Here is a 13,906-nt window from a genome sequence, read left to right as displayed (position 1 = left end):
TCAATATTCCTCGTCAGTTTCGAACTCGGGCAGCATTTCCAGCCGGGCGGCTTCCTGCAGCGCGGCGTGCTCTTCCGGCGGAATGCGGATCATCGACAGGATGCGGGCATAAAGTGCCTTGCGTCCGTCCAGATAACCGCCGGCCCTCGGCTCCAGGTTCACCGGCGGCGCCTGGTAGATGCCGCATTCGGCGGCCAGGTCCGCCAGCACGATTTCGCCGTCCGGGCACAAAAAAACGGACCGATAGGCCCGTTCCAGCACTCCAGCCCGCTCCCGGCGCCGCCGGGCGGCTCGTTTGAGGCTACGCCAGACCATCCAGCCCTCCTTCGCCGCCCAGGGCCTGCAGAAGCGGCGCCCCGTCGCGGGCGATCCGCGCCATGCTTTCGCCTGTCGCAAGCTGCTGCTGTTGCTGCTGCTCGGCCGCCCGTTCCTGCCGAAGCGCCTCCACCTCTTCCGGCCGCCGCCTCAGCTTGGCGGGCAGCCCCAACGCGCGGCGGGTCAGGTCGTATTCGGCTTCCCGGTCGTGCAGATCCAGAATGGAAGGATCGGCCCCCGCTGCGATGCCGAGATACTCCTGGAAGCCCATGATCGCCTCGAAATGCCTGGCCTCGCGCATCTGGTCGATGGGCGCCGTCGGCGTCAGGGTCACATCGCCCTCCAGCACGCTTTGCGGCGGGGCAAGGGGCGAACCGGGGGCAAAAGCGCCCCTTCGTCCCAGAATGCCGATCTCCCGTTCGAACAAGGCCTCGTTTCCGGCCATGATGTTGGTGGAGAACGGCCCGATCATGTCGGCCATTTCCTTGCGGCGGATATTGGCTTCCGTTGCCGTGCGGCCATTGCCTTCCAGCAGCGTCTGCCACAGGTCGCCATAAAGCCCCACCCGCAGCTTTTCGCGGATGGTCTCGATCTGCGCATCCGCCGCGCCCGGGTTCACCGTGTCGATCATCGGCCGGAACAGCGGCCGGCCCTGCTCGTCGATCAGCCCGGGGTTGATCCGGCCGGGGTTGAGGTCAAGCTGGCGCTCCTGCGCATGGGTGGCGATCGGCGGGCGCACCGCCTGCGAACTGGCAATCAGCCCGTCGCGCGCCAGGCTCTGCAGGCTCTTGATGTCGCTCATCAGCTTTGCCTGCGGCGGCGAGCCATAGGGCGACAGCCCGTCCCGGTCCCACCGGCTGATCACCAGCGGATATTCGAAGAAGCCGCCCCGCCGGCAGATATGCCCGCTGTCTTCCTCGAAGTGGATGCTCTCGAACCGGGATTTCCTGGTGTCGGTTGCCTGGGCGTGGCCGCCTTCGCGCACAAAGCAGGCATGTACGAAAGTGTAGTCAGTGTTCTTGCGCTTCGCGTCGGCCGCGTCTTCCTTCACCTTGGGCGACACCTTGCCGGCATATTCCTTCACCGCCTGCCACGCCTTCAGCGTGCGCACCCGAAAGAACCCGCAATCGTTGCCCTGGGCATCGATGACCAGGTAAATCTCGTAAAGTGGCACATAGCGGTAGTGAACCGGTGTGCGGATATCGGCCAGGCTGTCCTCGTTTTCGACCGGAAACAGTACACCCGTCCCCAGTTTCACGGTGGACAGCAGGCGCGAGCGGTTGGCCAGCGCAAAGCCGGATCGCCCCGAATACCGCACACGGAACAGGTGATCGCGCACCAGTTCGAAAAACTCCTCGTCCGCCTGGCTGGGCGCTGGCGCAAACGGATCGCCGAAACCGACCCCATGCCAGGGAAAGCCTTCGGGCATGGTCAGCGAGCCGATGCCGGAGGCAAGCCTGTCCAGCAGCCAGACAGCGGTCGGGTCGTACAGCTTGCGCGACCGGTCCCGGGCGGCAGACCCGCGCAGGGCGCTCATGCCATCCCGGGCACTCACGCCGCCGGGCCGGTTGAAGGCCCGCTCCATGTCCGGCGCCGTATAGGTGACATAGTCCTGCCAGTCCGCCTCCACCCATTGGCGTTCCGCCCGGGCCGATTGCAGCTCGGTTTTCAGATCGTCGACAACTCCCATCACGCACGCCCCAAAAGTGTGACACCGGGCCGCGAGGCACTGCCGTAATCGGCAACGCCCAGCGGGCCGGTCAGGTTGGTGGCCCGGGTGTTATAGGCGGCGGCCCGGCGCCGGCGCCCGTTTTCCTGCAGGTTGCGCGCCTGCCGCTGCGGGTCGGGTTCGCGCGGCGGCGGCGGTGTCGGTTCCGGGTCCGGCTGCTTGGAGCCTCCCCCACCAAACATGCACATGGGTGGTCCCTTTCTCTCAATGTCTTGAAAACGTGTAATCAGCGCCGCCTGCCGGCACGGCGGCAGCGCCTCAAGGCCGGTCCGCGCAGGCGGCCGGAAAAAAATCGAACGGACGTATCCGGCAGCGCCAAAGCGTTCCTGCCGGCCAAGCCGCAATTTTCCAAAGTACCGGTATGAGGTCTGTTTTAGCCCTGTTTTGACGAAGCGTCCAGCAAGGCCAGATGTCTGAACCTGTTGTTCAGACACGCATTTCCGGAAAGCTCTTGCCACTCAAAGGCTTTTGAAGCTTCCCGGTTGTGCGCCCGAGGCGGTGTTTTTTCACCGCGCCCCGGTGGAAGCTCCCTCCAGCGGCGCAGCTTTACCGGGCGGTGCGGCAGCCAGCGCCGCCGGAACGTTTCCAGCCGGTGCGGCAGGGGCCTGCCGCGTGGCCCGCCTGCTGTTGTTTGGGATGTGCGCCTGCCACGCCCTATCCCGAACCCGGCCGACATTTGCCTGAAAGTCTTCCGTCAGCAAATGGCGCTGTCCGGTCTCGTCGTCATAGGTCAATGTCATGCGCGGGCCGTAGCCGTCCTCGTCCGCCGGGGCCTGCTGCCTGTCCCGGCCGGTCTTGTCATTTGGCATCAGATGCCATTTCGCGGCGCGCACACCCTGTGCTTTCAGCAGGTCCTCAACGTCCTTGCGCACGTAACCATGGCCGTCTTTTTCAAGATCCGGATAGGCTGTCTCGACCGGATATTTCAATACGGTCCCTTCCGCCTCCGGCGCGAAGGCCGAAAGACCCCACATCTGCTTGAACCGGTAAATCGCATAGTCCCGAGCAGCCTCCTTGTGGCCACCCAGTTCGACATAGCTTTGCCTGAACAGCCTTTCGTAATCCGCAAGCGCTTCCGCCTCTTCCGCGGCAGTTCTGCCGATCTGCCGATATCGGTCATAGGAACTTTTCCGGGCCAGATCAGCAGATGCAGCCAAACCGGCTGAGGCGTCAGCAACATCGGCCGCCGTTGTGGCACTCACGCCGTCCAGCTTGCCGGTGCCCACTTCGGCCCCAACTCCGCCGGCTCCAGACACGCTGCCCTCAGACACGCCGTTTTGGCGCGCCTCCTCAAAACCAGGGGCCAGAATGGCGGCAGAGCCTGGCAGAACCGGCTTCTCGCCCAATGGCACTTGCCCGCCATCCATCAGGATGGTTTCAGAAGAAAGACTGCCGTCCTCCAGCCGCGGTGCCGTAAGCGGCGCATCTGTCGCCGCCACCGGGGTCGCCGCCATCGGGGCCGCCGACAACAGTTGCCTGACCTGTCCCCGGCGCAGCTCTGCGTCTCTCGTCAGGGTGTCAGTCAATTCTTCGCGTGTTGCGCCGCGGTTTGCGGCCTGCTCCACGGCTCCGCCGGCCTCAAGCGCGTTCTGTATCCCCTGCAGCGCCTGCAAGGCCTCGTCCTCATCCTCGCTGCCGGCAAACGCCCAGTCGATTGCGCTGCCAACCGCGCCTGTCAGCGCGTCCCGGCCATAAACGTAGGCCCCAAATGCCTCCGAACCTTCCACGGTTGTCGCAATTTCCGCCATTTTCCGGATCACCAGATTGTCCGGATAGGCTTCGCCATAAAGCTGGGTCAAGGCGATAATGTCGTCCAGATTGCCCAGGACCTCCCAGGCCTTTTTCAACGGCCCGACAGGCGTCAACGAAACGGCCAGGTCGAGGCCCGCCTCCGCCGCCATGGACTTCAGATCGTCCTCTGTAAACTCCAGCCCCAGCTCTCTTGCCGCCTGCGCAAACGGTATGTTCCGCTCGTCCGCACGTGCCTGAACTATTGAAAAGACCGGAACGGTTGCAAGACCATGAACGAAAACCGGCGCGCCTCTACGCGCAAGCTTCATGAACCGCCGACCAATGGTGGCCTCGTCCCACAGCGTGCCGGTGGCCTTGCTGCTGATCCCCGAGTTTTGACCAAGTTGTGCTCCGGACAAGTCATCAACCGGCATTCCGGAAGAAAGCATCGGAACTGGCCTTGCAGCCTCGTCCGGTAGCACGCTCATGCGGCCACCAAGCTGTCCCGTTACTTCGGGCAGCGGTGCCCCTTTGGGCTTTGCGCGCATCGCACGTTGCCGCAACACCTCTTCATAGGTCTCTGGGAAAAAAAATTGCCCCTGGTCGCGGCCCTTCACCTCGCCAAACCTCGTGTCTTTAAACCTGTAAATGTTCTCGTATTGTTCTCTCGACAAATTCAAAGACGGATCCACAACCAATTCTGAAGCCAATTTTTTGGTGGATGTATAACGGAACGGGACATCCACAATCTTCGCATGTTTTTTGGTGACTGGATCGTAGATATTCTTGTTCTTGTTTTCGAAAAAGTCCTTTTCTCTGGAAATGATCTCATAGTCGAAATCAGGATGTTTCTTCATCCGCTTGCGGATCGACATATCCCAGGTTTCAAATCCTCCCTTTTTGGTCAACCTTTTCCGGTTGGGGTCATAATCGTTTTTTTCCTCATCTAATACGTCGTCAATTTCAACGATTCTGACGTCAGGAGTGTAACCCGGAGGCGGGTTCCTCTGGTCTCGAATCCAATCTCGGAAAAGCGTGCCGTTCTTTGTTTCAAAAAACCCTGCGCGCCTCAACTCCAGCTCAAAATCATTGCTGTAAAAAAAAAGATCGCCCCGTTTTGCGGTGGCGATCAATCCTTCCAGCCCGAAGTTTTTCATGATCGGGCTGATTTCATTGGCATCTATTGCAACAATCTTCTCCATCACGCCTCCTCCCCCGGAAAGGAGATATAGCGCACATAGTTTTCCTTGATGAAGTCTCGAGCCTGTTCAGTTCTGAGTGATGTCAGCCTGCCCTCCTCCAAATCGATGGCCAGCCATGTCGCAACGATCATGTCCCTTTTGTCAAAGCGAACCGGAGCTTTCATCAGGTACCACCGTTCAAATGCGATAAAGGTGTCATGAGCCTCGAGCGGGTTCAGCTCTACAAACTCATCATCGTGAACTTCCAGATCATGCTTTTCGGCATAGGCCGCAAACCAGATTTTCTTCCGTAAAGCCTCGTGCAGCTCTTCATCCCCGCGGATCAGTTCAACCATCTGCACGACGTTCTCATATGGAACTTTGATGCCACCGTAGCGCTTGTTGCCGGCAAAGAAGGCCCTGCCTTCTTCCGTTTTCTCAAATGCGGCCAGCTCTTCCCGCCAGCCGGTAATGTCGTCAAAATCAGCCATGGGTCCTGTTTCCAAACTCGTCTCAAATGTTCACTAATTGTTCCGGAGCTCTTTCAACCCCGTTTTGCGGTGGCGATCAATCCTTCCAGCCCGAAGTTTTTCATGATCGGGCTGATTTCACTGGCATCTATCGCAACAATCTTCTCCATCAAGCCTCCTCTCCCGGAAAGGAGACATAAAGCGTATAATTTTCCTTGATGAAGTTTCGAGCCTGCTCAGTTCTGAGTGATGTCAGCCTGCCTTCCTCAAGGTCGATGGCCAGCCTTGTTGCAACAAAAATGCGGTTATTGTCTACTTGAATCCGGGATTTCATCAGGTACCAACGTCCGAAGAAAATAATGGTATCGTAAGCATCGATAGGATGGAGTTCCTGGTATTCCTCGTCATAGGCCTCAAGGTCATGTTCCTCGACGTATTGAGCAAACCAGAGTGTCTTCTTCAATGCCGCATGAAGTTCCTCGTCGGCATGGATGAGCTCCACTACCTGAACCAGGTTTTCATAAGGAACTTTGCGGCAGCGGTAGCGCTTGTTGCCGGCAAAGAAGGCCTTGCCTTCTTCCGTTTTCTCAAATGCGGCCAGCTCTTCCCGCCAGCCGGTAATGTCGTCAAAATCCGCCATGGGTCCTGTGTCCAAACTCATCTCAAATGTTCACTAATTGTTCCAAAGCTCTTTCAGCCCCGTTTTGCGGTGGCGATCAATCCTTCCAGCCCGAAGTTTTTCATGATCGGGCTGATTTCATTGGCATCTATCGCAACAATCTTCTCCATCAAACCTCCTCGCCCGGAAAGGAGATATAGCGCGTATAATTTTCCTTGATGAAGTCTCGGGCCTGTTCAGTTCTGAGTGATGTCAGCCTGCCCTCCTCCAAATCGATGGCCAGCCATGTCGCAACGATCATGTCCCTTTTGTCAAAGCGAACCGGAGCTTTCATCAGGTACCATTTCCTGAAATCGATAATGGTGTCATGAGCCTCGAGCGGGTTCAGCTCTACAAACTCATCATCGTGAACCTCCAGATCATGCTTTTCGGCATAGGCCGCAAACCAGATTTTCTTCCGTAAAGCCTCGTGCAGCTCTTCATCACCACGGATCAGTTCAACCATCTGCACGACATTCTCATATGGAACTTTGCGGCCGCGGTAGCGCTTGTTGCCGGCAAAGAAGGCCCTGCCTTCTTCCGTTTTCTCAAATGCGGCCAGCTCTTCCCGCCAGCCGGTAATGTCGTTAAAATCCGCCATGGGTCCTGTTTCCAAACTCGTCTCAAATGTTCATCAATTGTTCCCAAGCTCTTTCAGCCCCGTTTTGCGGTGGCGATCAATCCTTCCAGCCCGAAGTTTTTCATGATCGGGCTGATTTCATTGGCATCTATCGCAACAATCTTCTCCATCAAGCCTCCTCTCCCGGAAAGGAGACATAAAGCGCATAATTTTCCTTGATGAAGTCTCGGGCCTGTTCCGTTCTGAGTGATGTCAGCCTGCCCTCCTCCAAATCGATGGCCAGCCATGTCACAGCTAACATATGGCTTTTATCAAAGCGAACCGGAGCTTTCATCAGGTACCACCGTTCAAATGCGATAATGATGTCATGAGCCTCGAGCGGGTTCAGCTCTACAAACTCATCATCGTGAACTTCAAGATCATGCTTTTCGGCATAGGCCGCAAACCAGATTTTCTTCCGTAAAGCCTCGTGCAGCTCTTCATCCCCGCGGATCAGTTCAACCATCTGCACGACGTTCTCATATGGAACTTTGCGGCCGCGGTAGCGCTTGTTGCCGGCAAAGAAGGCCCTGCCTTCTTCCGTTTTCTCAAATGCGGCCAGCTCTTCCCGCCAGCCAGTAATGTCGTCAAAATCCGCCATGGGTCCTATGTCCAAATCCATACCAAATGTTCATCAATTGTTCCGAAACACTCTTGCACACGACAGAAGCACTGCGTCTGCTTACGTCCGGAAAAATAACCTTCTCTTTCATTTCGCCCCCTTGTCTGCAAAGGCGATATCCGTCGAATGCTCTCTTTCAGCGTAAGCCCGGGTCTCCGGAGCCGCCAGGGATGGAAGCTCTCCGGTCGCAACCCTGTAGGCTAAGCGCCGGCCGGGATCGAGGTTACCGTCATAGGGGATCTGCGTTTTCATCGCATACCAGCGTTCGAAGTCGTACACGGTTTCGTTGTCCGCCCACGGGCAAAGCTCATCGAACCCCTCATCATCCCGTCCGAAATCCGGATTGGCAGTCAGATAATCGCGCCAAGCACCTGATTTCTTCAGCGCCTCAAGAACTTCCGGATGCCTGAGGAATAACTCTGCGAAATGGAGGATTGTTTCATATGGCAATTTGGGTGCCCGGGGTCTTGTTGGGCTCCACGAACTGTATCTGTCGAAAAAGGCCCGGCCCTCTTCCGTCGCTTCATAGGCCGCCAGCTCTTCCCGCCAGCCGGTAATGTCTTCAAAATCAGCCATGGGTCTCGCTTCCAAATCCCTCTCAAACGTTCACTAATTGTTCCAAAGCTGTTTCAGCCCGTTTTGCGGTGGCGATCAATCCTTCCAGCCCGAAGTTTTTCATGATCGGGCTGATTTCACTGGCATCTATCGCAACAACCTTCTCCATCACGTCTCCTCCCCCGGAAAGGAGACGAACGGAGAATATTTTTTCTTCGTGAAATCCATCGCTTCCTCTGTTCGGAGATCGGTCACATTCCCGGCCTCGACGTCATCCGCCAAATTTGCAGCAATCAGTAGGTTGCTTTTGTCTGCGTGAATCCGGGATTTCATCAGGTACCAACGTCCGAAGAAAATAATGGTATCGTAAGCGTCAATAGGATGAAGCTCCTGATACTGCTCGTCATAGGCCTCAAGGTCATGTTCCTCGACGTATTGAGCAAACCAGAGTGTCTTCTTCAAAGCCTCGTGCAGCTCTTCATCACCACGGATCAGTTCAACCATCTGCACGACGTTCTCATATGGAACTTTGCGGCCACCGTAGCGCTTGTTGCCGGCAAAGAAGGCCCTGCCTTCTTCCGTCTTCTCAAATGCGGCCAGCTCTTCCCGCCAGCCGGTAATATCTTCAAAATCCGCCATGGGTCCTGCGTCCAAATCCCCTAAAAAATGTTCATTCTTTGTTCCTGAGAGGATTGTGGTTGATCCAGTGAATTTTTGCAACCTGCCGCTGGAGCTTTCCTGAAGGCTTCCCTTGCCGCGGCCCTGGCTATCGTTTCTCTTCGACCGATGCTGCTGGTAATTCCCCCGCCTGACCGGCCAAAGCAGGCAGGGTCAGGCAGGCAGGGGCTCTTGCTGCGGCTCAGCTCATGAATTACCGGTTGCCAGCTCAAAACCTTCGTCGATCCAGCCGGTAACGCCACCTGCCATGATCTTCACCGGGCGGCCCAGTTCCGCAAGCCGCAACGCCCCCCGTGCGGCACCGTTGCAATGCGGGCCGGCGCAATAGGTCACGAACAGCGTCTCCTCCGGCCACCTGGCCATCTTGGAACGGATGATCTTGCCGTGGGGAAGGTTGATCGCGCCGGGCACATGGCCTTTTTCGAACAGCGCCGGACTGCGCACATCCAGCAACACAAAGCCAGGCTCGCCCTGAAGGGCGTCGTGCACATCCCAGCAATCGGCCTCGAAGGTAAATTCAGCGGCAAAATGTTCCCTGGCGAGATCGCTCGGTGCGGCCGGAACAGCGGTGACATTGTTGGTCATGAAGGTCTCCTTTCCCGCTGTTTGTCGCCGTATGAACGCCGATTGGCAATTGGCGCGATTGACTATATACGTAAATATCATGACAAAAGATCCAGTCCCTCAAACCGCGGCCCCCTCAGCTCTGGAAGGGCCGCTTGTTGTCGCCCTGCTGTACGATGGGCTCTGCACGTTCGAGTTCGGTATCGTCGCCGAGATATTCGGTCTGGCCCGCCCCGAATTCGGCACCGACTGGTACCGCTTCGCCAGTTGCCCGGTCGAGGAAGGCCCCTTACGCGCCCATGGCGGTTTGACACTCGTGCCAGACCAAGGCCCGGAACGCATAGCCGAGGCGGACATCATCGTCGTACCCGGTTGGAAAGGGGCGGATTGCCCGGTTCCCCAAGCGCTTGCCGACCGGCTTTGCGAGGCCCACAGCCGGGGCGCGCGGCTCGTGTCCATCTGTTCCGGTGCGTTCGTACTAGCAGCCACCGGTCTGCTCGACGGTCGCTCCGCCACCACCCATTGGCGCTACGCGGAAAAGCTGCGCGAGCGGCACCCCGCCGTCACCGTCGACGAGGCCTCGCTCTATCGTCAGGAAAACCGGATCTACACGTCTGCGGGCAGCGCCGCCGGCATCGATCTGATGATCGAAATCATTCGCCAGGATTACGGAGCCGACAAGGCCAACTCCGTTGCGCGCCGCCTCGTCGTTCCCGCACACCGCACCGGTGACCAGGCTCAGTTCCTGGAGCGCCCGGTTGCTCATCGCGAGGGCAGCGAAATCGCACCGGTTCTGGAGCGGGTCAGGCAGGCGCTGCAGACAGCCTGGACCATTGAATCCATGGCGGCCCACTGCCGCCTCAGCCCGCGCACCTTCCAGCGCCGCTTCACCGAAGCAACGGGTCTGACACCGGGCGAGTGGCTGGTTCAGGAACGGCTGGAGGCCGCCAAGGAGATCCTCAGCCGGGGCGACGACGACATGGAAACAATCGCGGCCCGCGTCGGCTTCGGCAGCGCCCACGCGCTCCGCCACCACTTCCGCAAGAAACTCGGCCTGCGTCCGACCGACTACCGCATCCGCTTCGCTGCCCGCACTGTCTAAATGTGGTATGAAATCTAGACTGTCTGCAGATACTTCTGCAGCTTCTCGCGCTGCGGATAATCGGCCAGAAAGTTGTCCGAGTTCACCTGAAACATGCCGTCCACGGTCACTACCGTGCCGCCCGGTTTGAAATGCGCCGCGCAGAAAAACGGCAAGCCGGGCTTCTTCAGGTCCCACTGCAGAAAACCGCCGCCCATCGGATATTGATCGCGCGGGGCCATATGCTCGTCATGCCGGATCGTGGGCATGACCTTCACCAGACGCTTCGGCCCGGTCACGGTTGCAAGGCTCAGGGCGCGGGTCTGCAGATCGCGGTATCCCGCAGCGCCGCGGTCCGCCAGAATGCCGTCATGCACGGTTGCGCGCCGCCTGTCCGCCTCCTGCGTTTCCTCCGGCAGGCCATACCGCCCGCCTGATCGCAAGGTCGTGCCCTGAAACTCGAACACTTCCGGCAGCGGCAAGTGCTTGAGGACCAGCAGCTTGAACCCCTGGTCCAGGCGGCCCTTGTGATAACCGATGTTTTCCTCGGTCCTGCGATAGTCGGACAGAACGATGGCATTCAGTTGAGAGATATTGCCCGCAAAATGTTTCGTCATCTGCCCGACAGGCAGATCGTCCTTGGATGAAGACAAGGCTGAGCCTCCAGATAAAAACGTCAAAATAGCAATGGCCGGACGCTACCAGCCTTCCCGGTTTCGAACAACGCTCATGGCCGCTTGTCCCCCCTTACCCAGGCGTAGACAAAAAAGTCCTCGCCGTCCCGGCCATAGGCTCTCAGCCGCCCTTCGCGCGTTGCGCCCAGCGCCTCGATCCAGCCATGGGCAATGTCATGATTTTCCAGCGTAATCACCTGCAGCCGCCGGCAATCCCGTTCCACAATCTGCCGGATATCCAGCAAGTGCCGTGTGATTGCCGGCACACATCGGCGGAATCGATCCGTGCCGAAGGCCCAGGCCTGCCAGTGGTCCGGATCGAAGGCGGACGCCCGGCTGAAGCCATAGGCCGCCGCCGGCTGGCCGTCGTACCAGAGCGACCACACCATGCCCGGCACGGCCGTCTGCAACGCGCAGGCCGCCAGCGCGCGCGTGTCCCATTCCTTCCACAGACAGGCGATCTCGCGCAGGTCCTGATCGCGCATGTTGGCCGCGATGAAGCTGGCGTCCCGCAGGCAAAGGTCGCGGATCAAAAACCGTCCAGCGGGTCGCCCAGTGGCGCCATCCGGCTTTCGGCCCCGGGTTTCAGAACCTTCTTCAGCTCCGCTTTCTGCTTCCATCCCAATGCCTCGACAATCGCATCCGCCTCGTCCGGGGAAGAGCCCAGCCGTTCCTTGATCTCTTCCTTGCTCTCAATCAGGATTTTTCCGTTTCGCATCTTCCAGCGATGCGCGGTCAACTGCGCCTTCACCGTCGCCGACCGCCGGATTGCCAGCCCAAGTCCACTCTTGGGGTGCAAGGCCTCGCGCAATCGCCAGTAAAGTTCGGCGCGTAAATTGTAGAACGGGATCCTGCTGTCCTTCGCACTCTCGCCCGACTGGGCGGAGAAGACGCATTTTTCCGCCGGAATGTTGTTTTCCCGCTTCAGGAATCCAAGCGTGTCCCCGCCCCAGCCGCCCGTGCAGTCCACCACGATCATCGCATTGTCGCGCCGCTCGCGGATGATCAGCGAACCGACATCGGCGCCGTCTTTCGTGTCGGTGCCCTTGCGCACGATGTTGGTTTCAAAGCGCCGGCCATGCAGCGGCTGCAGCACCGTCCGGTCCTTGCCGCCCTGGGCAACATCCACCGCCAGCACTGTCATCGGTTCGTCCCGATCGATGCCCTGGTCGTATCGCTCGAAGGCAAGGTCCACCCAGTCGGACGGGATCACCTGCCACTCGTGGTCCTGCCGGGCCGCCAGAAAGTCTCCGGTCTTCAGCGCCGTGCGCATCGGCTCGGGCATCTGGTCGAGCTGGGCATCGTAGTCCGTTCCCAGAAAGCGGTTGTCCTGCCGCCGTGCGGGAATGAAGGTCCGGCTCTTTGGGGTGCGGACTTCGCCTTCGATCTCCACCGGCTCCGGCCCGTCCACCCACACCGTGCGAATGGCATCGCCGTCGTCAATGAACACCGCCCACAGGATCTCGCCCGGCTGCACCTTGCCGTAAAGCGGATGCAGCGGATCGAGCCAGGGCGCGAACCAGTCGCTCAGGTAGTCCCCCTGCCCGCCCAGCGGCGGATTGGTGGCGATCAAACCGCGGCAACGCTGGCCCTTCCGTGTCGTGCGCAGCCAGCCGAGCACGAAGATGATCTTGCGCGGGTCCATCTGCGCGCCCTCGTCGAAGGCCTTCAGGTCATGGTCGCGCCCCTGCCAGTCCTCTTCCGCCCCCGGCAGCCCCAGGTGGCCAAATTCGATCAGCCGCTCGTCGGGCCCGGTCCACCTTGGCGGATTGCCGGAAATCTTGCCCATGCCCGCCTGGCGCATCAGCGTGTTCATGCGTTCGCTCAAGCCCTTCAGGGACTTGAGCGACTGGCGGAAGATCGCCGCCTTGTGGTGGGCAAACAGCGCCAGCCCGGCAATCAGGTCCGTCTTGCCGCCGCCCGCCGCGCCGCCGTAAAGCGTCAGATCGGCTTTTGAGAAATAGCCTTCCGTCTGCGGTCCGGCCTGAGGCCGCCAGACGGAAAACTGGTCCAGCACCCCCGCCTCATCCAGTTGTTTCTGCAAGGCAACCCGCTCGTCCGCAGGCATCCGGTCGATGTGGTCAATCAGCGTTTCGAGGGCCGTCGCCATCCTTCGGCATATCCTTTCCGGTCAGCAATGCCATCACGCCCAGAGCGATTTCCTCCGAGCTGCGCGGTTTCAATGTCTCGAGTGTCTGGCTGTCTTCCGGCCCGGCCCAGGTCGGCCAGGCATCTGGCTCCGTCCGCTCCCGCCAGCCGGAGCGGTTCTTCATGGCAAAGGTCCAGGCACTGGCGTTGAATTTCGCCAGTTCTCCCCTGGCGCCGTCCTTGCCGATCCGCTCCCATTCCAGAAGGCCGCGCCGCGCTGCCTCTTCCAGCTTTGCGGGCGGAAAGTCCTCGGGAAATTGTTCAGCGTAATAGCGGATCGTCCTTCGGTCGGCGTCCGGGAAACTGTCGATCGAATATCCGGCGGCAATATGCGCGCAAAACTCCGCGCACACCTTCCGGCGCGCTCTGGCTGTCGGCCACTTCAGCGCGCTGCCGCCCCCTTCTGGCAAAGTCATGGGTCGCACTTTCCTGCAAGTCGTCTGGAGGTCAGTTCAAGACACGGTCCGCAGCTTCCCCATCGCCGGTCCTTGGCCCCGGCGCTCGAAGCACCAGATGCAAAAGCCTGCGCCTTGCTGAAATTGTCTTTGGTTTTGGGAAGAAGCGTAAAACCGGTACCAGGCCTCTTGGGCACACTGATCCACGGTAAAATAAGGAAGCCCCTTTTTGCCCGGTTTTGTCGAAGCTGTCCACGTCGTCCTAATGTCTGAAGCCACTGTTTAGACCGCATTTTTCAAAAGCACCCTTGCAAACAGGAACTTGGTGACTGCCTCCGTTGTGCGCATCGGATCATTTTTTTCGGCTCTTGCCGCCCCACCCGCAACTGCCTTCACTCGCTTGTCTTTTCGATTGCTCAGACATCGTTTTTCTCTCGCCGCCCCCCTCAACCTGCTTTCAATCTCTCCCGATTTTTCAATGCACCG

17 protein-coding genes are annotated in these 13,906 nt (G+C 59.2%); 1 reads left to right on the top strand and 16 read right to left on the bottom strand.

The annotated features are described in order from the left end of the window. From ACP90_RS08955 to ACP90_RS08905, 12 genes are all read right to left on the bottom strand, one after another. A complete protein-coding gene (locus ACP90_RS08955; RefSeq protein WP_006936039.1) occupies positions 1–315 on the bottom strand; it encodes a hypothetical protein in 315 nt (104 codons plus the stop codon). Continuing rightward, complete coding sequence (locus tag ACP90_RS08950; protein WP_062488058.1) at positions 302–2,005, bottom strand: portal protein; 1,704 nt, start codon at positions 2,003–2,005, stop codon at positions 302–304. Before ACP90_RS08950 ends, ACP90_RS08955 begins: the two co-directional genes overlap by 14 nt. After that, complete coding sequence (locus ACP90_RS28195; RefSeq protein WP_006936041.1) at positions 2,005–2,226, bottom strand: hypothetical protein; 222 nt, start codon at positions 2,224–2,226, stop codon at positions 2,005–2,007. The genes ACP90_RS08950 and ACP90_RS28195 overlap by 1 nt, the downstream gene beginning before the upstream one ends. Positions 2,227–2,550: 324 nt before the next feature. Further along, positions 2,551–4,323, bottom strand: coding sequence for a hypothetical protein (locus ACP90_RS08940; protein ID WP_145915739.1), 1,773 nt, complete (start codon positions 4,321–4,323; stop codon positions 2,551–2,553). Between the two features lie 653 nt (positions 4,324–4,976). After that, entirely contained in the window at positions 4,977–5,447 is a 471-nt protein-coding gene (locus tag ACP90_RS08935) for a hypothetical protein (protein ID WP_062488052.1), read from the bottom strand. Between the two features lie 148 nt (positions 5,448–5,595). Next, complete coding sequence (locus ACP90_RS08930) at positions 5,596–6,066, bottom strand: hypothetical protein (RefSeq protein ID WP_062488050.1); 471 nt, start codon at positions 6,064–6,066, stop codon at positions 5,596–5,598. A gap of 148 nt (positions 6,067–6,214) precedes the next feature. Next, complete coding sequence (locus tag ACP90_RS08925) at positions 6,215–6,685, bottom strand: hypothetical protein (protein WP_062488048.1); 471 nt, start codon at positions 6,683–6,685, stop codon at positions 6,215–6,217. A gap of 148 nt (positions 6,686–6,833) precedes the next feature. Beyond that, the gene (locus ACP90_RS08920) at positions 6,834–7,304 is read right to left on the bottom strand and encodes a hypothetical protein (RefSeq protein ID WP_062488045.1); all 471 of its coding nucleotides are present in this window, start codon (positions 7,302–7,304) and stop codon (positions 6,834–6,836) included. A gap of 108 nt (positions 7,305–7,412) precedes the next feature. Continuing rightward, positions 7,413–7,901, bottom strand: coding sequence for a hypothetical protein (locus ACP90_RS08915; protein ID WP_062488043.1), 489 nt, complete (start codon positions 7,899–7,901; stop codon positions 7,413–7,415). 22 nt (positions 7,902–7,923) lie between these two features. Further along, a complete protein-coding gene (locus tag ACP90_RS28725; protein WP_286145751.1) occupies positions 7,924–8,049 on the bottom strand; it encodes a hypothetical protein in 126 nt (41 codons plus the stop codon). Continuing rightward, entirely contained in the window at positions 8,049–8,519 is a 471-nt protein-coding gene (locus tag ACP90_RS08910) for a hypothetical protein (RefSeq protein ID WP_062488041.1), read from the bottom strand. Before ACP90_RS08910 ends, ACP90_RS28725 begins: the two co-directional genes overlap by 1 nt. Before the next feature lie 225 nt (positions 8,520–8,744). Then, positions 8,745–9,143 carry a rhodanese-like domain-containing protein gene (locus tag ACP90_RS08905; RefSeq protein ID WP_023000422.1) on the bottom strand — a complete coding sequence of 133 codons (399 nt, stop codon included), beginning with the start codon at positions 9,141–9,143 and terminating at the stop codon, positions 8,745–8,747. Between the two features lie 79 nt (positions 9,144–9,222). Between ACP90_RS08905 and ftrA the strand changes: the two genes are divergently transcribed. Then, on the top strand, positions 9,223–10,224 hold the full coding sequence (gene ftrA / locus ACP90_RS08900; protein ID WP_062488039.1) for a transcriptional regulator FtrA: 1,002 nt from the start codon (positions 9,223–9,225) through the stop codon (positions 10,222–10,224). Positions 10,225–10,238: 14 nt separating this feature from the next. Here the strand turns inward: ftrA and ACP90_RS08895 are convergent, their stop codons facing one another. The 4 genes from ACP90_RS08895 to ACP90_RS08880 form a co-directional block, all read right to left on the bottom strand. Next, a complete protein-coding gene (locus ACP90_RS08895; RefSeq protein WP_062488037.1) occupies positions 10,239–10,856 on the bottom strand; it encodes a hypothetical protein in 618 nt (205 codons plus the stop codon). 74 nt (positions 10,857–10,930) lie between these two features. After that, positions 10,931–11,410, bottom strand: coding sequence for a hypothetical protein (locus tag ACP90_RS08890; protein ID WP_062488035.1), 480 nt, complete (start codon positions 11,408–11,410; stop codon positions 10,931–10,933). After that, on the bottom strand, positions 11,407–12,987 hold the full coding sequence (locus tag ACP90_RS08885; RefSeq protein ID WP_088665259.1) for a terminase: 1,581 nt from the start codon (positions 12,985–12,987) through the stop codon (positions 11,407–11,409). The genes ACP90_RS08890 and ACP90_RS08885 overlap by 4 nt, the downstream gene beginning before the upstream one ends. After that, the gene (locus ACP90_RS08880) at positions 12,959–13,441 is read right to left on the bottom strand and encodes a hypothetical protein (RefSeq protein WP_062488031.1); all 483 of its coding nucleotides are present in this window, start codon (positions 13,439–13,441) and stop codon (positions 12,959–12,961) included. The genes ACP90_RS08885 and ACP90_RS08880 overlap by 29 nt, the downstream gene beginning before the upstream one ends. Positions 13,442–13,906 lie beyond the last annotated feature (465 nt).

The organism is Labrenzia sp. CP4 (assembly GCF_001579905.1).
Lineage (GTDB): Bacteria > Pseudomonadota > Alphaproteobacteria > Rhizobiales > Stappiaceae > Roseibium > Roseibium algicola.
Note: the sequence above shows the minus strand (reverse complement) of the source record. Positions and strands in the feature narration are given on the sequence as shown.